The following is a 20,311-nucleotide window of genomic DNA, read 5'->3' on the forward strand; positions in this document are numbered from 1 at the left end:
AACTTTGGGGGAATCAGATTTGTTTACTACTAAAACCCAACATTCAAGGTCAGATTAACCCAAGTGCTTTTGCTTTTAGCCGTACTTACATCAGGGAAAAAATAAGTACCGTCCGTGGAACCGGTAATATGGTTTACCATAAGTTGCGCTGAAAGATCGTTGATGATGTGATAGCGCACTTTAAACGTGATTCTATTGGTAGAAGCAACGGTCTGCGACATGAACCTAGCGCCAGTTAAATTAGAAGCATTGTTCCCAAAAACATGTTCTGGCCCTTTTCTCCATCTTTCGTATTCCATAATCACACGCAGCTTTGCAATTGGTCTAAACTGAAGACCAACGATTATCTGATCGGCATTCTCTCCTAAGAAATTACCAAGTCCATAGTTTGCATGCGCATAAGTGGTAGTTGGGATGTAATGGCTATAAACTCCTGGGCGTGTTCTTGTATAGCTACCGTAAGCTTTCAGGTTCCATTTGGTGAACGGTCTTGTTTGCAATCCAAGCTGATATCCTAAAGAATTACGTTGGTTTTTAGAATCAAACATGGTGGATAGCCGTATTTCATCTATTAGAATACTGCCGTAAACCTGTCCCCATCCAAATACATCCCAACTCAGATCTGCATAAACCTGACTGTTTTGTCCAGCACTGTTATTCTGGCCATTAAAGCTTTGATCAAGAGCTGTGTAAAACATCAATGGTATAAAATGACCGATGTTGAGATTATTATCTGCGATTATGACAGAGCTACCAAAGCTTAGAGAAAGATATTTCCAAAGACGAACCGTAATCAAGTTGGCCGCGAAGAATTTTTGATGAAAAACTTGCCTATATGCTCCATTTCCTGTGATGTACGAACGAGAACTGTCAACAATTTCAGAGTTCAACCATCCGATAGTATAAGTTAGCTCTGCCCATTTTATTGGCTTCAACTGTAAATGGAATCGTGGAAAACTCGGTGGGCGCTTGGAGAGAATAACTTGATTTCTTCCAGCAGACCCCAATTCCAAATTATCCTTTAGAATTCCAACCTGTCCCCATTTCCATCCGTAAGTTATTCCTCCTCTCAATTCGTAATATTCTATTGCGCCATTTGTAGTTTTAGAACCACGATAAACCCCTCCCATTTCGGGACTAAGGTTTGGGCTACTGCTCCAATTCGGCTTTTCAACAAAATCAATTAGGCTGAAATAGAACCCGAAACCTTTACCTATACGTCCGAACATTTCACCTCCCCGCCAATGTTTCAATCTAAGATCTCCGTTAGTGTTTATTCCACCAAGGCCTGAAAATATTGGGTTGACTGTGACCTGAAAAAGATCATTTGCGAAGTAGAAAAGGTCTAAACGCTTCTTGGTGTCTCGGTCAGCAAACATCCTTCGTTTAAAGAACTTTTTCTTCGGTATCACCTTCCCCATACCGATGTCTTTGCCAAATTCCTGCATCCAAAATCCAAGCTCCTTCTGTTGAATCGGATTCAACTTTGCAGATGTATCTGCAGCCATGAGCATATCTGCAATTTCCTTCCTAGAGAGTGGTAATACAGCTGGATTATAATGCACTACACCTAAAACCCGTAGCTCTGAAAGAAAATTGTAAACGTCCTCGTGATCTGTGTGATACGGAATGTATTGCGCCTTAGCTTCTCTTCGCAATCCGCAGAAAATGATCGTAAGCACCAAGATGAGTAAAGTAGTTGTTCTCAATATGCGTGTTTTTCTCCTTTATACATGTTCCAAACTGTTTGCAGTATGATCCGGATATCAAGCATAAAACTCCAATTTTCTATATACCAGATATCGTAATCTACGCGTTTCTGCATCTGAGATACCTGTTTGGTTTCTCCTCTTGCTCCATTCACCTGAGCCCACCCGGTAATTCCTGGTTTTACCAGATGGCGTTGCAGGTAGTTGTCCACCACCTTTTTGGATTCAACATTTAGCGGTTCGGGGTGCGGCCGTGGGCCGATTACGCTCATATCGCCAAAAAGAACGTTGATGAACTGAGGTAACTCATCCAAATTAGACTTTCGCAGAAAGGCTCCGACCTTGGTAATTCTGGGATCGTTCTTTTTCGCCTGCTGATACTTCCCTTCCTTCACGTCTTCAGAATCCGTACTCATACTTCTAAATTTCAAGGCCTTGAATGGAATATTATTGAGCCCCCATCTTGCCTGTGAAAAGAATATCGGACCCTTTGAATCAAGCTTTATGAATATGGCTATAAGAATGAACAATGGCGGAAGCACCGTTATCAATAGCAAGCCACTGAAAATGATGTCAAACATTCTTTTCAACGTCTTGTAACGAAGTCGTTCCAACGGGTTTTTCCGTACGGCAATTATTGGAATGTCATCAAAGAATTGTACCTGATATCGTTCTGAATAGAACTTAAGACCTTGCGGAAGTACATATGGCTGAACTGTATGGGAAAGACATTCGGAAACCACTCGGTCAAGATCATCCTGACTCAAACTCCTCTCATCAATAAAAACCCTGTTCGGTTTAGCTGAATCAATCAGTTCATCCAGCTGCCGTATCATCTCATCGATCGAATACCCTTTTTCACAATCAAGTCTTCCCATAATAGAATAGCCCATCCAAGGCCGTCTTCGAATAGCCTCATATATCTCCAAACTCACTTTAGAAGTGCCAACAAAAATTACTTTGTCCTTTCTGTTGGAACTGAGAAAATGAAACAGCCTACGGAACAGGTATTTTCTCAAAAACAACAAAGGGAATAGAACTACGAAGAACGCTAAAAACCCGACCCGCTCATCTCCACCAGTATCTACCAGAAACGCTGAGATAGTGTAAACAGCAACCATCATAATGGCAATCCGCATGGAGATCAACAGGTCTTGTGCCGCATTCTTCAATCGGAAATTGTTGTAATAATCGAGATTGTCAACGAACTGAAACCATCCAAACAGTAGAATGAACCAATGAAGCAAGTCGCGCTTCCTTAAAGGAAAATTGAAATTGTGCGATAACCACAAAGCAGCAACAAATGCTAATGAGACGCAAATGAGGTCTGATAAGAACCTAAGGGCTATGGAACGGTCGCGAAAGTTCATTTACAACTATTGCAAACAAATTTCGTCAATGTACGAGACATTCTGATGGTATTCCAACTGACCCTGTCTTTCATTCGAATTCGACAATTTTCCTGTTAATTCACGTAACACTGAGTGAACAATCATCGCTTCTGTAAAAGGTTGGTTGTAGAAACGCCTTCCACCAACGGAATAACAACTACTTCGTCCACCAAATCGCGGCCAACAATTTCTTGTGGAAGATAGTCTCCACCCTTTACAAGAATATTGGGCCTAAGTTCTTGAAGAAGCTCGAAAGGTGTGTCTTCCGAAAATACCATAATGGCATCCACAAAAGGTAACGCAGTCAGCGCTTCAACCCTTTGGTCAACGGAATTGACAGGTCGCGTTTCTCCTTTCAGTCGTTTGATGGAATCGTCAGAGTTCAATCCAACCACAAGCATATCGCCAAGGTCACGCGCTTCCTGCAATAACTTTCTATGTCCTTGATGCAACACATCGAAACAGCCGTTGGTGAAAACAACTTTTCTACCCGAGTTCTGGTGCTTGAAAACGGAGATGTCGCTATGAGAAATAATCTTAGAATGTCCTTTAAGAAATGCATCTAGTTCAGCACGGTGAACAACTGCTGTGCCCAATTTACTTACAACAATGCCAGCTGCAGCGTTGGCAACGAAAGCACTTTCTGCCAACGATTTTCCTTCTGCTAAACTGACACCGAACGCTGCCAGCACGGTATCTCCTGCTCCACTTACGTCATAAACTTCAAGTGCACGCGTTGGGATGTTCAAAACTCCATTCTCGGAAACAACGGTCATTCCATAGCTTGAACGGGTAGCAACAATATTCTGCACCTTGAACTGCCCACGGAGCTTATTGCAAAGCGCCACAACCATGTTGTCGTCATTCTTGATGCCTTTTCCGGCAATGGTCATTTCCAATTCGGCCAGGTTCGGAGTAATGAGAAATGCCCCTTCGTAACTCGTCCAATCGGACCGTTTAGGATCCACCAAAACGCGTTTCTGGTGTTGATTTGCTGCTTTGAAAATCAGTTCGAGAACCTCGTCCGACAGCGTTCCTTTGGCATAATCCGATAGAAGCACGATGTCTGATTTCGGAAGTTGCGCTAACAGATTGGCTTCAAATTCAGCCAATTGTTGTGTGGTCCAAATTAGGTCCTCTTCTCTATCAAATCTAACTATCTGCTGACCTGAAACCACACGGGTTTTTACAATGGTCGGCTGATCACTCTGAACAGCTGCGAATTGAACCCCTACTTTTTCACACGATTCAGCAACAATTCCTCCAGAAACGCAACCACCTACAAGTCCGAGCAAAACGACCTGAGCTCCTAACGAAGATACGTTTGCAGCTACATTTCCAGCTCCTCCAAGGGTGCTCCACTCTCGGTCTACCTTAACAATCGGAACCGGTGCTTCTGGGCTGATACGCGTAACCTTTCCCGCCACATATTGGTCGAGCATGATGTCGCCAATTACCAATATGCGTGGTCGGGGTTCCATAAATTCAGTTAAAATCAGACAATCATTCCAGCTCCAACAGTATTGTTGGTAGCCTCGTCAACTAAGATCAACGATCCTGTGTTTCGGTTCTTTCTATAACCATCAATAAACATTGGAACAGTTGTTCTAAGCGTAACTCTACCGATATCGTTCAAGCCAATCTGCTTGTCATCTTCAAGTTTCTGCATGGTATTGATGTTCATCTTATACTTGACATCTTTTACAATGCATCGTGCATCGCGAGAAGTGTGTTTCAACGCATATTTTCCACCAACTTGCATCGGACGGTCGCTCATCCAGCACATCATCACGTCAAACTCTTGCTCCTGTTTTGGCTGGTTTCCAACCTTTACAATCATGTCGCCTCGGCTGATATCAATATCATCTTCCAAGGTAATCGTGACGCTCATTGGCGGAAACGCCTTCTCAACAGGTCCATTCATAGAATCGATGGACTTGATCTTTGAAGTAAATCCTGAGGGAAGTACTGAAATCTCATCGCCTGCTCGGAAAATACCACCAGCTACTCGGCCTGCATATCCACGATAATCGTGATATTCAGTTGTCATTGGCCGGACAACGTACTGAACAGGGAAACGTGAATCAATATGGTTCTGATCGCTTCCAATATGTACGTTCTCCAGAATGTGCATCAACGTTGGTCCCTGATACCAATCCATGTTTTTAGACCTATCCACCACATTGTCTCCCAGCAAGGCGCTGATAGGCACAAAGCGAACATCCTTTATATCCAATTTAGCAGAGAAGTCTTCAAAATCCTTCCGAACCTTTTCGTAGGCTTTCTCACTGAATCCCTCAAGGTCCATCTTATTCACGCAAACAACCACGTGCGGAATCTGAAGCAATGAAGCAATGAACGCGTGCCGTTTGGTTTGCTCAATTACACCATGTCGTGCGTCCACAAGGATGATGGCCAAGTTGGCTGTTGACGCTCCGGTTACCATGTTTCTAGTGTACTGGATGTGTCCTGGAGTATCAGCAATGATGAACTTTCGCTTTGGTGTGGCGAAATAACGATAAGCCACATCGATGGTGATTCCCTGCTCACGCTCAGCACGCAATCCGTCTGTAAGCAAAGCAAGATTCACGTACTCTTCGCCTTTACGGTCGCTTACGGCCTGAATGGCTTCCATCTGATCTTCAAAGATCGATTTGCTATCATAAAGCAAACGCCCGATCAGTGTGCTTTTACCATCATCAACGCTTCCTGCGGTGGTGAAACGCAAAAGCTCCATATCCAGATAGCCAGTGCTGTCGTATTTTTCTATTGTTCCGTCTTCAGTCATCTTTTCTAAACTCAAAAATATCCTTGTTTCTTTCTGTCTTCCATTGCCGCTTCTGAACGTCTGTCGTCCGAACGTCCGCCTCTTTCTGTTACTCTTGTCGAAGCAACCTCATCAATGATGTCTTCCAATGTTGAAGCACTAGATAGCGTTGCTCCTGTACAGGTAAGGTCACCAATAGTCCGGAAGCGAACCTGCATCTCTTTCACCTCTTCATTGTCTTTCAGTTGCATGAAATCAGCATATGCCAAAAGATTTCCGTCACGTTCAAAACATTTACGCATGTGCGTGAAATAGAGACTAGGAATTGGAATTTCTTCTAGCAAAATGTACTGCCACACGTCCATTTCAGTCCAGTTAGAAATTGGGAACACACGGAAGTGCTCGCCCATGTTTTTCTTACCGTTGAAGATGTTCCAAAGCTCTGGGCGCTGATTTTTAGGGTCCCATTGTCCGAATTCGTCTCTGTGTGAGAAGAATCTTTCTTTGGCACGTGCCTTTTCCTCATCGCGTCTTGCTCCGCCAATAGCACAATCGAATTTGTGCTCTTCAATTGCATCCAACAATGGGGTAATCTGCAACGCATTTCTACTTGCGTTCACTCCTTTTTCCTCTACAACACGTCCTTTATCGATGCTCTCTTGAACTGAAGCCACAAGCAATCGGGCTCCAATGCGTTCTACCATCTCATCGCGGAATTCAATCGTTTCGGTGAAATTGTGGCCTGTATCAATGTGCATTAATGGAAATGGGATTTTTGCTGGCCAAAAAGCCTTCCGAGCCAAATGTGTTACCACAATTGAATCTTTTCCTCCGGAAAAAAGAAGAACCGGATTTTCGAATTGTGCGGCAACTTCGCGAAGCACATAAATTGATTCGGCTTCCAGTTCTCTCAGGTGTGTCAATTTGTATGAATCCATGAACTATTGTTTGATCAGCGGCAGTACCGAATCATAAATTTGTTTGGCGCAATCTTCTACCGATCGACCAACGGTTTTTACATCTAAAAACGGATTCTCAGGAGCCTCAAAGGGCGCATCCAACCCAGTAAAATTCTTGATCTGTCCAGCTCGTGCTTTGGCGTAAAGCCCTTTGACATCACGCTTTTCGCATTCTTCAAAAGGTGTATTCACGAAAACCTCCACCATATCATCGCCAAGAATGTCTTTTGCCTGCTGGCGGATGTCTTTTGTAGGACTCACAAAGCAATTCAATGTGACAATTCCGCAATTGACAAAAAGCTTCGACACTTCTGAAATCCTACGGATATTCTCCTTCCTATCTTCTTCCGAAAAACTCAGATTATTGTTGATGCCAGAACGGATATTATCCCCATCCAAAACCTGAGTCAGTATGCCTTCTGCCGCCAACATTTGTTCTAAAGCAACGGCAATGGTGGTCTTTCCAGAACCCGATAACCCTGTCATCCAAACCACCAGCCCCTTTTGGTGCAATAGTGTTTCCTTATCAGACCGCTGCAAAATGCAGTCGAACGTTGTATGGATGTTATCTGGAGTGGTGCTCATTTGGGCGCGCGAAGGTAAGCAATTGCTTGTTTTTAAACGAATTCGCGTTTGGATGCTGCGTAGTCCGAATACTTAACTTCGCATCATTCATTTTAGAAAAATGACCAATAATGAACTGTTAGCGTTGAAACGGCCGATCGATCAGGTTGGTGTAGAGGAGCGCGTTGCCCGTTTTCAGACCAGAAGCATCAAGAACGAGGCGAAAAACCAAGGCATGAAGATGGTCTTGAGCATGATTGACCTCACCACATTAGAAGGGAAAGACACTCCTGGAAAAGTGCGGCAGATGTGCTACAAAGCGGCTCATTTGCATGATGCTTTGCCCGGACTTCCAACCGTTGCGGCTGTCTGCGTCTATCCAACACACGTAGCTACAGCAGTTGATGCGCTGAAAGGAACGGGTATCAAAGTAGCATCCGTTGCAACCGCTTTTCCATCAGGAAATTCATCCAGAGAAATCAAATTGGCTGACACCAAAATTGCGGTTGATGCGGGTGCGGGTGAGGTGGATATGGTCATTTCCAGAGGTGAATTCCTTTCTGGGAATTACAGTTTTGTGTTTGATGAGATTGCAGCTATCAAAGAGGCTTGTGGCAAAGCGCGCTTGAAAGTGATTCTGGAAACAGGCGAACTCTCTACCTTGGATAATGTGCGCCACGCAAGCGATATCGCCATGCTGGCCGGAGCCGATTTCATTAAAACCTCCACGGGAAAGATCAGTCCAGCGGCTACAATGTCTGTTACTTTGGTGATGCTAGAGGCCATTCGCGATTTCTACTATGAAACCGGCAAAATGGTTGGAATGAAACCCGCTGGTGGCATCAGCAAAAGCAAACTGGCTCTTCACAACCTCGTGATGGTGAAAGAAACATTGGGTGATGCATGGCTGAGCAACGAATGGTTCCGTTTTGGCGCCAGTAGCTTGGCCAATGATGTGCTGATGCAATTAGCACGACAGGCTGATGGACGATATCAAGGATTGGATTATTTCAGTAAAGATTGATGACAAAAAAGACAGAAACTAAGCTCGATTTCGGTTCAAAATGGGATTATTCGGCTGCGCCAGAGAGTGCAGACCATGCTTCCATCAAGGAGGAGTACAGCCTATTTATCAACGGGAAATTTGTGAAAGCGGAGGGCGGGAAGAAGTTCGCTTCCATCAGTCCGAGCACCGAAAAGCACATCGCTTATTTCGCGGAAGCTTCTGATAAAGATGTGGATAAAGCGGTGAAAGCTGCGCGGAAAGCCTACAATGAAGTTTGGAGCGTAATGCCTCCGAAAGAACGGGCGAAATACATCTATCGCATTGCTCGATTGATACAGGAAAGAGCTCGTGAATTCGCTGTCTTGGAAAGCATCGATGGTGGAAAACCGATCCGCGAAAGCCGCGATGTGGATGTGCCAATTGCGGCAAATCACTTCTTCTACTATGCGGGTTGGGCAGATAAATTAGAGTACGCTTTTCCAGGTAAAACGGCCACACCAGTTGGTGTTGCCGGGCAGATCATTCCGTGGAATTTCCCTTTGTTGATGGCCGCGTGGAAGATCGCGCCAGCATTGGCCTGCGGTAATACAGTCGTGCTTAAACCAGCCGAAACAACTCCATTAACTGCCATGAAATTGGCCGAACTCATTCACGATAGTGGATTGCCCGCTGGTGTGGTGAATATCGTGACGGGGGCAGGTGCAACTGGTGCAGCGATTGTCAATCACCCCGATGTGGACAAAGTTGCTTTTACTGGTTCAACTGGCGTTGGAAAGATCATTCAGAAAGCAATTGCTGGCACGAATAAGACCGCCACTTTGGAGCTAGGTGGAAAGGCAGCAAACATCATTTTTGATGATGCTCCAATTGATCAAGCAGTCGAAGGCATCATCAACGGGATTTTCTTCAACCAAGGACATGTTTGCTGTGCTGGTTCTCGACTTTTCGTTCAGGAAAATGTGAAAGACATCGTTATCAAGAAATTGAAAGACCGATTGAGCACACTGATCGTGGGCGATCCGATGGACAAGAACACGGATGTAGGCGCCATCAACTCGAAAGAGCAGCTCGACACCATTAACAAATACCTGAAGATCGGTGTGGAAGAAGGCGCAGAGATCTATCAACCCGATTGCACGCTTCCAAAGAAAGGAAACTGGTGCAAACCAACACTTTTCTTAGAAGCATCGCAAAGCCACCGAATTGTTCAGGAAGAGATTTTCGGACCTGTTCTCACTGTTCAGACTTTCCGAACCATTGATGAGGTGATTGATAAGGCGAACAACACCCCCTTCGGTCTTTCAGCAGGTGTGTGGACCGACAAAGGATCTAAAATCTTCAATCTTACCTCTAAGTTGAGAGCTGGAGTTATTTGGGCGAACACCTACAACAAATTTGACCCAACATCGCCTTTCGGTGGTTACAAGGAAAGCGGCTACGGACGCGAGGGTGGATTGCAAGGATTGTTGCCTTACGTACGATTAACTTAACCGCAAAGACGCAAAGGTTTTTCGCAAAGGGCGCAGAGAAAATGATTAGTAATGCAGCAATATTGACTGAGAATGAACTCGCGAAAGAGGTCATAGGCTGTGCGATCACGGTTCATCGGAATTTGGGGCCAGGACTTTTGGAGAACGCGTATCAACAATGCTTAGCATATGAACTGCGAAATCATGGATTGAGTGTTGAAGTTGAAAAACCGATGCCTCTGATTTATGATGAAATTAAAATGGACTGCGGTTATCGGATTGACATTCTAGTTGAAAACAAACTAATTCTGGAATTGAAAGTGGTTGAGGAACTGAATGACGTTCATCTTGCTCAAACCCTGACCTATTTAAAACTGAGCCGGTGCAAACTTGGTCTGCTTATGAACTTCGATGTTGCGATTCTCAAAAATGGAATTAAACGAGTAGTTAATGGATTATAACTCCGCGTTCTTTGCGCAACCTTTGCGCCTCCGCGGTTAAAAGATAAACATGAGCAGATTGGAAGTACTCAAAACATACAAGATCTACATCGGAGGAGCTTTTCCGAGAACTGAAAGTGGCCGATTTTATCCAGTGACGCTGAAGAACGGAACAGTGACGAATATCTGCCTAAGTAGTAGAAAAGATCTACGGAATGCGGTAGTTGCGGCTCGGAATGCTTTTGAAGGCTGGAGCTCAAGGACTGCATTCAATCGAAGCCAGATTCTGTACAGAATTGCTGAGATGTTGGAAGGTCGAAAAGCTCAGTTTGTAGAGGAATTGATGGCTGTTGGCACTTCGACAGGCTCAGTGACCGAGGCAGCTGCCGCGCAAGAAGTTGAGGCTTCGATTGACCGCTGCGTCTATTTTGCTGGCTGGTGCGATAAGTACACGCAGGTTTTCGGCAGCGTCAACCCCGTAGCGTCCTCCCATTTCAATTTCAGCACGCAGGAGCCAACGGGCGTGGTGACCATCATCGCGCCTGAAAGTCCTTCTTTGCTTGGTCTGGTCAGTTGTGTGATGCCAGTAATCGCTGGCGGAAATACCTGCGTTGTTCTTGCTTCAGAGAACTCGCCACACGTGGCAGTCACCTTTGCTGAGGTTCTGAATTCATCCGATGTCCCAGGCGGAGTCATCAACATTCTCACTGGAAAAGAAGACGAATTGGCCGATCAATTCAGTTCGCATATGGATGTGAATGCCACCATCTACTGCCGCCAGAAATACCTCAAAAAGACGAAGGAAAATGGCGCGCTGAACGTAAAACGAATCATCGATTGGAGCGGAAAGGATTGGTATAAAGAAGGCGATGACCCTTATTTGCTTCTGGCTACGCAAGAGGTGAAAACCACTTGGCACCCGATTGAAAACATTGCTGGCACCAAATCCGGTTATTGAGATAAATGCCTGAATTTGCTCCGATATTAGTTGGGATCTCGGTCCTTTTTCTGCTGGTAGCGCTCTATTCGGGCAAGATCAGGGCTGAGGTTGCCTTCTTCTCAGCAGTAATGTTCCTCACGGTTTTTGGCGTTCTGACCCCGAAGGAAGCGATCAGCGGTTTTGCGAACGAGCAGTTGGCGGTCATAATCCTGTTGCTCATTCTCAGCGACACCATCCGAAAGACCAACGTGATGGACGCGCTTTTCAACCGCCTGTTCAAAGGCACAAAAAGTCAGCGCTCGTTCGTTGCTAGAATGATGCTTTTCATTGCGCCTGCATCTGCCTTCTTCAACAATACTCCACTTGTGGCCATGATGATGCCCTATGTGCATAGCTGGTCGAAGCGGAACGGAATGTCGCCTTCAAAGCTGCTCATACCGCTTTCGTATGTCACCATTGTTGGTGGATGCATGACGTTGGTCGGCACAAGCACCAACCTGATCGTGAACGGAATGGCGGTAGATGCTGGCCTTCCTAGCTTGGGAATATTTGACTTCACGTGGATCGGATTACCACTAGCCGTAGTTGGCGGTGTTTACATGTTTTTCTTTTCCGACAAATTGTTGAAAGACCACCGTGACGCCATTGATGAATTTAAGGACGATTGGCGCGAATATTTTGTCGAAACAGAAGTGGGACAGACAACTGCTTTAATCGGAAAGTCCATTCAAGAGGCCGGATTGCGCAACCTGAAGGGGAACTTCTTGGTGGAAATTGTGCGCAACGACCGCATCATCACACCTGTTTCTCCCTCACATATACTTCGAGCGCACGATAGATTGATCTTCACTGGTGGTTTGGATACGATTCAGGAACTGGCTAAGGCAGACATGGGTCTCAGCTTGCCAAAAACCTGTGATGCTGATCACCTTTCCGATGTGGTGGAAGTGGTCATTTCCTACAACAGTTCGCTGATTGGAAAGACCGTTAAAGACTCTGATTTCCGTGGAAAGTATGATGCCGCCATTGTTGCCGTGCACCGAAACGGAGAGAAACTATCTGGCAAACTGGGAGATATTGAGTTGGAAGCGGGAGATGCACTTCTACTGTTTGCCGGTCGAGATTTCTACAAACGGGCTACAGAGAACGCGTTCTATACCATTTCGAAAAAACAGAATGTTCGGGTTCAAGGTAGAAAGGCCTTGATGGTGATCTTGGGTGTAATGGCCTCCATTATCATATCTGCACTTACGCCTGTTCCATTGTTCACTTGCCTGCTTCTGGTACTTGCCGGATCACTTTTGGGAGGAATATTAACAACCACAGAAGTGCGTAAAGGGCTAGATGTGAACCTTCTTGTGATCATGGCTTTTGGACTCGCGCTCGGAAAGGCACTGATAAACAGCGGTGCCGCAGATCTCATTGCCGATCAGGTTCTACTTCACGGAAAATCGCTTGGTCCGGTGGCGGTCATTGCTGGCATCTTCACCGTTACAAACGTTCTTGGCGCTTACATGACCAACAAGGCGGCAGTGGCGCTCATATTCCCCATTTCCATCAGCCTGGCGCAAAGCATGAACCTGCCCATTGAGCCCTTCATTCTTGTGGTAGCATTTGGTGGAGCGGCAAGCTTCATCACTCCCATCGGTTATCAGACAAACCTGATGGTTTACGGTTCGGGCGGTTACAGCTTCGGAGATTTTATGCGCATCGGACTTCCACTCGCGCTCATATATATCATTCTGGGAACGCTACTGCTTTCTTGGCGGTATGGTCTTTTCTAAAAAGGAGTTCCTTACATATTTGGAATGTCGCCTTTGTCGAAAGCACCGTAAAGATCTTTCACCTCGTCTTCCTTGAATTTCATGACCAGATCCAAGGCTGCAGGCACCACATCTGAACTGACAATGATCAAGGTTCCAGGGGTTGCGTTCTTCACCGCGTAGGTAATCGCTTCTTCTTCAGATCGGATCACTTTCCTTGGCTTGTTCGGGTCTACCGAATCGATGCCTGCCTCTAGTAGCGCGATCAACTCTGAGTCCGTTTTGCCACGCAGGTTTCTATCCTGACGGATGATGATCTCGTCAAACATCTCAGCAGCAATGGCACCGAGGTCTTTCGTGTCCTCATCGCGTCTATCGCCCACACCTGCAATGATGCCCACTTTTGGAGAACCATCCATTTTGGCCACCAATTGCGCCAAGGCCCTGAAGCCAGCTGCATTGTGCGCATAATCCAGCATGATATTGAAATTCTTGAACTGGAACAGGTTCAGTCGTCCAGGCGTTTGCGATGGCGAGGGAATGAACGACTCCAGCGCCACCTTGATATCTTCCACTGAAAATTCCCTCAAATAGGCCGTCAAAGTCGCAGGAAGCACGTTCTGAATCATGAAATCAGCTCGTCCGCCCATCGTCAACGGCACATTCACTGCCTTGGTGATGCGGATCTTCCATTCTCCTTTCATGATGGTGATGTATCCGTTCTCATAAATGGCCGAAATACCCCCGTTTGCCGCATGTTTCTTGATGCGCGGGCTGTTCTCGTCCATGGAGAAAAGTGCCACGTTGCTCTTCACGTTCTGTCGCATTTCGTACACACGGTCGTCATCGGCATTCAGAATGGCATATCCCGAAGGAAGAACCACTTCTGGAATGACGCCTTTCACTTTGGCCAATTGATCGAGTGTGTGAATTCCTTTCAATCCGAGATGATCAGAAGCTACGTTCGTCACAATGCCGATATCGCAGCGCTTGAAACCAAGACCCGCCCTGAGCAATCCGCCTCTTGCGCATTCGAGCACGGCAAAGTTGACAGTTGGGTCTTTCAGTACAAATTCGGCACTGGCCGGACCCGTGCAATCGCCCTTCATCAAAAGTCTATTCTGAATATAAACGCCATCGGTGGTGGTGTAGCCGACCTTGAAGCCCTTGAGGCGCATCATGTGCGCTATCAAACGCGTAGTTGTCGTTTTTCCATTTGTTCCGGTAACGGCCACAATTGGAATTCGGGCCGTTTCTCCCGGAGGATAAAGCATGTCCATGACATGTGCGGCCACATTTCGGCCCAAACCACTGCTTGGCGCCAAGTGCATTCGGAAGCCTGGTGCAGCATTCACTTCAAGCACCGCTCCACCTGTTTCGGTCAACGGAACATCAATGGCGGTGGTCATGATATCGATGCCGCAGATGTCTAGACCAATGATACGGCTGATGCGTTCGGCCATGAAAACGTTGTAGGGATGAACGATATCCGTCACATCCTCAGCCGTTCCACCTGTACTCAGGTTTCCTGTGTCCTTCAGTTTCACGAATTCCCCCTCCGGAGCGACCGTTTCGAGTGAATAACCCTTCGCCTTAAGAATGGCCAAGGTCATATCATTTACAGTGATCTCGGTCAGCACATTCTCGTGTCCGTAGCCTCTTCGCGGATCTCGGTTGGTTTCATCTATGAGTTGCTGAATGGTGCTTTTCCCGTCTCCAACCACATGGGCTGGCGTTCGCTTGGCGGCTGCCACCAATTTGTGGTCGATGACCAACAAGCGATAATCATCTCCTGTGATGAATTTCTCCACAATCACCGAACGGCTGATCTCCTTAGCTGCTTCAAACGCCACAATGGCGTCTTCTGTGGTCATTATATCGGTGGTAATTCCACGCCCGTGATTTCCATTGATCGGTTTTAGCACCAGCGGGAAACCGATGCGGGCAATGGCATCTTCCAATCCGCCAACAGAACGAACGATGTCGCCTTTTGGAACAGGAACCTCCGCAGCTTCCAACAGGAATTTCGTGTCTTCCTTATCGCAAGCAATTTCCACTCCGATGCTCGAAGTTTGGCTCGTTACCGTGGCCTGAATGCGTTTCTGATTGGCGCCATAACCCAATTGACAGAGTGAATATTTATTCAATCGAATCCAAGGAATGCCGCGGACCTGAGCTTCTTCCACAATAGAACCTGTGCTAGGCCCGAGGCGTTCGCTTTCGCGGAGTTCGCGCATCTCGCGAACGTCCTTTTCGAGGTCATATTCTTCGCCTGTGATCAATGCTTCGGCAATGCTGACGGCTGCTTTGGCGGCATAACGACCCACCTTTTCTTCCATGTAGCTGAACACCACGAAATAGACGCCATCTTCTCCATAGGTTCTGGTTCTTCCGAAACCCGTGTCCATCCCCGCGAGGGTCTGTATTTCGAGGGCGATGTGTTCAATGACATGACCCATCCAAGTTCCTTCCTTCACTCGCATGAAGAATCCTCCTTCCACGCTTTCGGAACAACGATGCGAGAACATGCTTGGGAACATGGCTTCCAAGCGGTCGCCAAACCCAGGGATCTTATCCGTAGGTTGTTGCTCCATTTCTTCCAGATCCAAGACCATCACGATCAACTTATCTCTATTCACCGACCAATAGTTTGGCCCTCTCATCGCATTGATCTCTCTAATTCTCATTTTTTCGGTTGTTCAAATTCTTGGGGGAATTAACAAAAAAGAAGGGTCGATCGGACGAATTAAATGAGGAATATTGAAGTCTTGAAAATTCAACGACCATAATGAGCAGTCATTCGAAGCCAAGGGGGGTTCTTGTTCCGATAGGAGGAGGAGAAGACAGGGGGGAAGAGACGGCACCAGCATTGCCATTTGAGAAGAAAGGCGTTCTGAAACACGTTCTTGATAAGGCGAAAGGAGCTCAGTCTAAGGTCGTTCTGGTCACTTCTGCTTCTAGCATTCCGAAGGAAGTGAGTGAGGCTTACCGTGCCGGATTCAAGCGACTAGGCTGCGAGAATCTGGTTCATTATCACATGGTTGAAAAAGCAGAATGCAACGAAGAAACGTTGCTGAAAGATTTTGCTGAAGCGGATGTAGTCATGTTCAGTGGTGGAAATCAATCCAAGTTGCCCTTGAGGATCAGAAAGACCAAATTGCATCAGCTACTCAAAGAGCGATATTGGAACGACACCTTGGTCATTGCTGGAACCAGCGCTGGAGCTATGGCCATGTCGGAATTCATGGTAGCTGGTGGGAGCGCTTCAGAAGCGTTTGTAAAAGGGGCCGTTCACATGCGGACTGGCCTTGGTTTCATTCCTGAGTTGATCATTGATACGCATTTTGTGCGAAGGGGTCGTTTCGGACGCTTGGCTGAGGCCGTTGCCATTCATCCACAGTGCGTGGGCATTGGCTTGGCTGAAAACACGGGTGTGATCATTGAAGACGGAGACCATTTCACGGTCATCGGTTCAGGAATGGCCATTTTGATGGATCCGCGAAGCGTGAAGCACAACAACCATTCGATCTTGAAGGAAGGAACCTTGATGTCGATGACCAACCTGACCACCCATTTTCTATCGAACGGTGATAAGTTCCGCCTGTCGGACCACAGCACCGAGGTGTTGCCGATGGGACAGTCGTTTATCTAAAACCTACTTGTAAATAGCGAGCTGCATCGCTTCACCCTCCTTCACGTAACCGCGATACATGCCGGCCGTGTTGAATTCCATGCTCAGGTTTCCTTGCTGATCGAGCGCAATGAGGCCGCCATCGCCACCTAGTTCCAACACACGTTTTCGGATGACCTCCGCGCAAGCATCGACCAAGGAAATTCCTTTGAATTCAATGAGGGCAGAAACCTCGTACGCCACCACACCACGGATGAAGAACTCGCCACTACCCGTGCACGAAACAGCACAAGTATTATTGTTTGCGTAGGTTCCAGCCCCGATGATCGGGCTGTCTCCTACCCTTCCGTATTTTTTGTTGGTCATGCCGCCAGTAGATGTGGCTGCTGCGAGGTTGCCTTCCTTATCCAAGGCCACCGCGCCTACTGTTCCGAATTTTCGGTCGGGATTAATGTTGTGATCCAAGGCAATTTCATCCGTTCCACGAACAGAAAGCCACTGTTTTCTTCTCCATTCCTCGTCAAAATAAGATGCTGGCTCAAAGTCAACATTCATCTCTTTACCGAAGGCTTCAGCTCCTGCACCCGACAAGAGCACATGTTCCGATTTTTCCATCACCAAACGCGCCAGAGAAACCGGGTTTTTCACGCTTGTCACGCCACAGACTGCACCTGCCATCCGGTCCTTTCCGCTCATGATGGATGCGTCCATTTCGTGCAGACCATCAGCCGTAAAAACGGAACCTTTCCCTGCGTTGAAAAGCGGACTGTCTTCCATGATCTTCACCGCCAGTTCCACGGCATCCAAGGCCGAAGCACCTTTCGAAAGAAGGGCATTCCCTGCTTCCAAGGCCACTTTTAATGCTTCCAGATAGGCAGCTTCCTTCTCCGCACTCATCTCACTTTTTAGCAGCGTTCCTGCTCCACCATGAATGACCAATGTTGTCTTGTGCATCTCCTTGAATTTGAGGCGAAGATAGTGGGCAAAGTTTGACCGAGGCGGCTCTCTTCCTCGACAAGGCAATCGCATAAAAATTTGATTAGCGAATAACGATTAGCGAACTGCGATTGACGATTTCTGCTACTTCAAGAACAGGGATTGATTGGCTTTCAGAATTTCATATTTCGGCTTGCCCAAAAAATGAATCCTATTGATTGCGACAATCGCATTTCGCTGATCGATAATCGTTGTTCGCAAATCATCTGAATCGAGAATAAACAAGTTTACTGATTCAGGGATTTAGTAGGCGATTGTTCTGTCCTCTTGGAAAGAAGGGGTTGGGAAAGGCCTTCAAAATCTTACTTTCGCGGCATGATGGAGCAAGCAATAAAAGGCGCCTACGAAGGCGGATTGGAGATACTGAAAGTGTACGGAACCGAGTTTTCGGTAGATGTGAAAGAGGATAAAAGTCCGCTGACCGAAGCCGACCGCAGAGCGCACAACAAGATCATGGAGTTTTTGGATGGAACCGGAATTCCTGTTTTGAGCGAAGAAGGAAAAGCACTTTCGTATGATGAGCGCAAAGCTTGGAGCCAATTCTGGCTCGTAGATCCGTTGGATGGCACCAAGGAGTTCATCAAACGCAATGGCGAGTTCACCGTGAATATTGCTCTTATTGAGAATGGCGTGCCTGTTTCGGGTGTGATCTACGTTCCAGTGAAGGACGAAATGTACCTCGGAATAGAAGGAAAAGGCGCTTTCAAGATCAGCGAATATTCTAAGATTCACGCTTCTCACACCGATCTGGAAGACCTTCTATCCAAAGGAAATAAACTGCCGATTGATACTGGAAGAACCACTTTCTCGATGGTAGGAAGCCGTTCGCACATGAGCGATGAAACGTTGGAGTACTTTGAAAAGATGAAGCAAGAGCATGGCGATGTGGAAATGGTTTCGATGGGAAGCTCTTTGAAACTGTGTTTGGTAGCCGAAGGCGCTGCCGATGTGTATCCTCGCTTTGCCCCAACCATGGAATGGGACACGGGTGCTGGCGATGCCATTGCCCGTAATGCAGGCTGCGTGGTGACCGAACAGGACGAAGTAACGCCACTGCGCTACAATAAGGAGAACCTGCTAAACCCTTGGTTTATCGTAAAAGCTCCTTAAACACAAAACCAGCTAGGTTTTGGAAACCTAACAGGTTTCAGACAGTCCAAACCAGCATAGCTCCATCCAGTTTTTTCCACCCCAAGTTGAGTTCCGTTTTTACGTCTTCGTAAACGAAACTGCTTGGTAGAAACTCTTCCTCAATGGAATGAATGGTGATCGGGTCGCGGAAATCCAACGCAGGCAAGGCGTTGTATTTGTAGATGGCCTCTTTGGCCGCCCAAAAGAGCGTAGTGGTTTCGATGTCTTGCGCCATTTGCAGTTCATTCTCATCCAGAAAACGGTCGCGCACTTTCAGCACATTGGGTTTGTAGTGCTGCACATCCACTCCCAATCTACCTTTACCTAGCAGGATGGCCGCATAACCTTCGGTGTGCGAAATGGAAACATCGAAGGGAAGATCGGGCAGCAGTGGTTTTCCGTGCTCATCTTTGGAAACCTTGGGCATGGCACCCAGCATTTCGGCCAATAACAATCGCGAAGCATAGCGCTGCAACTGCGTGCGCGGATGCCTTACAGAAAGTGCTGCTGACAGTTCGGGGAAATCCTTCTCAAATCGATTCTCAGAACCGTCAATTCTCCAAAGCCCCAGTCGGTTTCTTCCGACCACTATTTCCTCTATAAGTGGCACTATCTGTACTTGGCCAAATGTATTTTAATGGGCTGGTAGCATCCATCAAATGCCTCTTGCATGAGCCAATGCCCAGCGGCCAATTCCAGGTATTCGTAAGGTCCTTTCATGTACTGTGCGGTGCCTTGCACGCCAACAGGTCCGATGGCAATGTCCTTATTACCCCAGATCATCAGGGTCGGAGTTTTCACCTCCAGGTATTGGTCTACTTTCTCCCCCTTCTTAAGCAATTTGTAATTGGCCCTATAGTAACCGAGTGATGCTTTCAGGGCGGGTTTATTCCCTATCACATCCAAGTAATCCTGTAATTCCTCTGGCGAACTCTTTTTCCACACTTTCCGCAGGTTCTGCCTGTCTTTCTTCAGCAAGAACCATTCGGGAATGCCGCGCCATTGGAAAAAGGCCATGTACTGGCTCATTTTCTTTTGCTTCTTATCAAAACGAACAGCATCGCTGAAAGCCTTGAGATGCGGAACAGACATGGCCGTCCAACTTTTCACCCGCTCGGGATAAAGCCCCACCACTGCCCAGCCAATGGCCGAGCCCCAATCGTGACCAATAAGTTGGAAACGCTTTATTCCGAATGCATCGGCAATTCCAACCACATCGCTCGCTAGTTTTTCTATCTCATATGCCTTCACGTCCGTTGGTCTGGCCTGCGGACTGAAACCGCGCTGATCGGGTGCAATGCAGTAGTAGCCTTCGGCAGAAAGTTTCTCCATCAGCTCCGTCCACATATGCGAGGTTTCGGGCCAGCCGTGAAGCAATATCACAGGTTCATCTGTTGGTTTTCCAGCCACGCGGCATTTGAACGTGAGGCCGTTTACTTCTTTATTTACAATATCGATGGTTGCCATGGCGTTGAGGGTTGCGGTCAGAATGACCATTGACAAAAACAGTCGTTTCATTACTACAATACTACGTTATTCATCAAG

Annotated in this window: 17 protein-coding genes; 7 read left to right on the forward strand and 10 right to left on the reverse strand. The window is 46.8% G+C overall.

The genetic code is table 11. The features are described 5' to 3' along the window. Window positions 1–29 precede the first annotated feature (29 nt). From K9J17_00495 to cysC, 6 genes are all read right to left on the reverse strand, one after another. Entirely contained in the window at window positions 30–1,709 is a 1,680-nt protein-coding gene (locus tag K9J17_00495) for a hypothetical protein (protein MCF8275183.1), read from the reverse strand. Then, window positions 1,706–3,079 carry an undecaprenyl-phosphate glucose phosphotransferase gene (locus K9J17_00500; protein ID MCF8275184.1) on the reverse strand — a complete coding sequence of 458 codons (1,374 nt, stop codon included), beginning with the start codon at window positions 3,077–3,079 and terminating at the stop codon, window positions 1,706–1,708. The genes K9J17_00495 and K9J17_00500 overlap by 4 nt, the downstream gene beginning before the upstream one ends. 122 nt (window positions 3,080–3,201) lie before the next feature. Continuing rightward, on the reverse strand, window positions 3,202–4,581 hold the full coding sequence (gene rfaE1 / locus K9J17_00505) for a D-glycero-beta-D-manno-heptose-7-phosphate kinase (GenBank protein ID MCF8275185.1): 1,380 nt from the start codon (window positions 4,579–4,581) through the stop codon (window positions 3,202–3,204). Window positions 4,582–4,595: 14 nt separating this feature from the next. Next, the gene (gene cysN / locus K9J17_00510; GenBank protein MCF8275186.1) at window positions 4,596–5,888 is read right to left on the reverse strand and encodes a sulfate adenylyltransferase subunit CysN; all 1,293 of its coding nucleotides are present in this window, start codon (window positions 5,886–5,888) and stop codon (window positions 4,596–4,598) included. Between the two features lie 11 nt (window positions 5,889–5,899). Further along, window positions 5,900–6,805, reverse strand: coding sequence for a sulfate adenylyltransferase subunit CysD (cysD, locus tag K9J17_00515; protein MCF8275187.1), 906 nt, complete (start codon window positions 6,803–6,805; stop codon window positions 5,900–5,902). Window positions 6,806–6,808: 3 nt separating this feature from the next. After that, window positions 6,809–7,411 (reverse strand): adenylyl-sulfate kinase, encoded by a 603-nt coding sequence (cysC, locus tag K9J17_00520; protein ID MCF8275188.1) that lies wholly within the window; start codon window positions 7,409–7,411, stop codon window positions 6,809–6,811. 100 nt (window positions 7,412–7,511) lie between these two features. Here cysC and deoC point away from each other — a divergent pair, with 100 nt between their 5' ends. The 5 genes from deoC (at window position 7,512) to K9J17_00545 (ending at window position 13,029) form a co-directional block, all read left to right on the forward strand. After that, complete coding sequence (gene deoC / locus K9J17_00525) at window positions 7,512–8,414, forward strand: deoxyribose-phosphate aldolase (protein ID MCF8275189.1); 903 nt, start codon at window positions 7,512–7,514, stop codon at window positions 8,412–8,414. Further along, on the forward strand, window positions 8,414–9,886 hold the full coding sequence (locus K9J17_00530; GenBank protein MCF8275190.1) for an aldehyde dehydrogenase family protein: 1,473 nt from the start codon (window positions 8,414–8,416) through the stop codon (window positions 9,884–9,886). The genes deoC and K9J17_00530 overlap by 1 nt, the downstream gene beginning before the upstream one ends. Before the next feature lie 62 nt (window positions 9,887–9,948). Continuing rightward, window positions 9,949–10,326: a GxxExxY protein gene (locus K9J17_00535; protein ID MCF8275191.1), complete on the forward strand. Its 378-nt coding sequence runs from the start codon at window positions 9,949–9,951 to the stop codon at window positions 10,324–10,326. 49 nt (window positions 10,327–10,375) lie between these two features. Next, entirely contained in the window at window positions 10,376–11,263 is an 888-nt protein-coding gene (locus K9J17_00540) for an aldehyde dehydrogenase family protein (GenBank protein ID MCF8275192.1), read from the forward strand. 5 nt (window positions 11,264–11,268) lie between these two features. Then, the gene (locus K9J17_00545) at window positions 11,269–13,029 is read left to right on the forward strand and encodes an SLC13 family permease (protein MCF8275193.1); all 1,761 of its coding nucleotides are present in this window, start codon (window positions 11,269–11,271) and stop codon (window positions 13,027–13,029) included. Window positions 13,030–13,040: 11 nt separating this feature from the next. On the opposite strand, the gene cphA is transcribed toward K9J17_00545, so the two are convergent. Beyond that, window positions 13,041–15,695 carry a cyanophycin synthetase gene (cphA, locus tag K9J17_00550; GenBank protein MCF8275194.1) on the reverse strand — a complete coding sequence of 885 codons (2,655 nt, stop codon included), beginning with the start codon at window positions 15,693–15,695 and terminating at the stop codon, window positions 13,041–13,043. 101 nt (window positions 15,696–15,796) lie between these two features. On the opposite strand from cphA, the gene K9J17_00555 reads away from it, so the two are divergent. Further along, window positions 15,797–16,660, forward strand: coding sequence for a cyanophycinase (locus tag K9J17_00555; protein MCF8275195.1), 864 nt, complete (start codon window positions 15,797–15,799; stop codon window positions 16,658–16,660). Window positions 16,661–16,663: 3 nt separating this feature from the next. Here K9J17_00555 and K9J17_00560 read toward each other — a convergent pair whose 3' ends face one another. Beyond that, complete coding sequence (locus K9J17_00560) at window positions 16,664–17,593, reverse strand: isoaspartyl peptidase/L-asparaginase (protein MCF8275196.1); 930 nt, start codon at window positions 17,591–17,593, stop codon at window positions 16,664–16,666. 357 nt (window positions 17,594–17,950) lie between these two features. Between K9J17_00560 and cysQ the strand changes: the two genes are divergently transcribed. Continuing rightward, window positions 17,951–18,745: a 3'(2'),5'-bisphosphate nucleotidase CysQ gene (gene cysQ, locus K9J17_00565; protein ID MCF8275197.1), complete on the forward strand. Its 795-nt coding sequence runs from the start codon at window positions 17,951–17,953 to the stop codon at window positions 18,743–18,745. Between the two features lie 37 nt (window positions 18,746–18,782). Here cysQ and K9J17_00570 read toward each other — a convergent pair whose 3' ends face one another. Together K9J17_00570 and K9J17_00575 are read right to left on the reverse strand one after the other, a co-directional pair. Next, window positions 18,783–19,376 carry a 4'-phosphopantetheinyl transferase superfamily protein gene (locus K9J17_00570; GenBank protein ID MCF8275198.1) on the reverse strand — a complete coding sequence of 198 codons (594 nt, stop codon included), beginning with the start codon at window positions 19,374–19,376 and terminating at the stop codon, window positions 18,783–18,785. Further along, a complete protein-coding gene (locus tag K9J17_00575; protein ID MCF8275199.1) occupies window positions 19,376–20,284 on the reverse strand; it encodes an alpha/beta hydrolase in 909 nt (302 codons plus the stop codon). The genes K9J17_00570 and K9J17_00575 overlap by 1 nt, the downstream gene beginning before the upstream one ends. Between the last annotated feature and the right edge of the window lie 27 nt (window positions 20,285–20,311).

Source organism: Flavobacteriales bacterium (assembly GCA_021739695.1).
Lineage (GTDB): Bacteria > Bacteroidota > Bacteroidia > UBA10329 > UBA10329 > UBA10329.

Excerpts from the sequence above, each read along its gene's own strand:
- cysQ (MCF8275197.1), top strand. The coding sequence starts at position 17,951 with ATGATGGAGCAAGCAATAAAAGGCGCCTACGAAGGCGGATTGGAGATA.
- cysN (MCF8275186.1), bottom strand. The coding sequence starts at position 5,888 with ATGACTGAAGACGGAACAATAGAAAAATACGACAGCACTGGCTATCTG.
- K9J17_00530 (MCF8275190.1), top strand. The coding sequence starts at position 8,414 with ATGACAAAAAAGACAGAAACTAAGCTCGATTTCGGTTCAAAATGGGAT.
- cysC (MCF8275188.1), bottom strand. The coding sequence starts at position 7,411 with ATGAGCACCACTCCAGATAACATCCATACAACGTTCGACTGCATTTTG.
- deoC (MCF8275189.1), top strand. The coding sequence starts at position 7,512 with ATGACCAATAATGAACTGTTAGCGTTGAAACGGCCGATCGATCAGGTT.
- K9J17_00540 (MCF8275192.1), top strand. The coding sequence starts at position 10,376 with ATGAGCAGATTGGAAGTACTCAAAACATACAAGATCTACATCGGAGGA.
- rfaE1 (MCF8275185.1), bottom strand. The coding sequence starts at position 4,581 with ATGGAACCCCGACCACGCATATTGGTAATTGGCGACATCATGCTCGAC.
- cphA (MCF8275194.1), bottom strand. The coding sequence starts at position 15,695 with ATGAGAATTAGAGAGATCAATGCGATGAGAGGGCCAAACTATTGGTCG.
- K9J17_00560 (MCF8275196.1), bottom strand. The coding sequence starts at position 17,593 with ATGCACAAGACAACATTGGTCATTCATGGTGGAGCAGGAACGCTGCTA.
- K9J17_00555 (MCF8275195.1), top strand. The coding sequence starts at position 15,797 with ATGAGCAGTCATTCGAAGCCAAGGGGGGTTCTTGTTCCGATAGGAGGA.
- cysD (MCF8275187.1), bottom strand. The coding sequence starts at position 6,805 with ATGGATTCATACAAATTGACACACCTGAGAGAACTGGAAGCCGAATCA.
- K9J17_00500 (MCF8275184.1), bottom strand. The coding sequence starts at position 3,079 with ATGAACTTTCGCGACCGTTCCATAGCCCTTAGGTTCTTATCAGACCTC.
- K9J17_00545 (MCF8275193.1), top strand. The coding sequence starts at position 11,269 with ATGCCTGAATTTGCTCCGATATTAGTTGGGATCTCGGTCCTTTTTCTG.
- K9J17_00575 (MCF8275199.1), bottom strand. The coding sequence starts at position 20,284 with ATGAAACGACTGTTTTTGTCAATGGTCATTCTGACCGCAACCCTCAAC.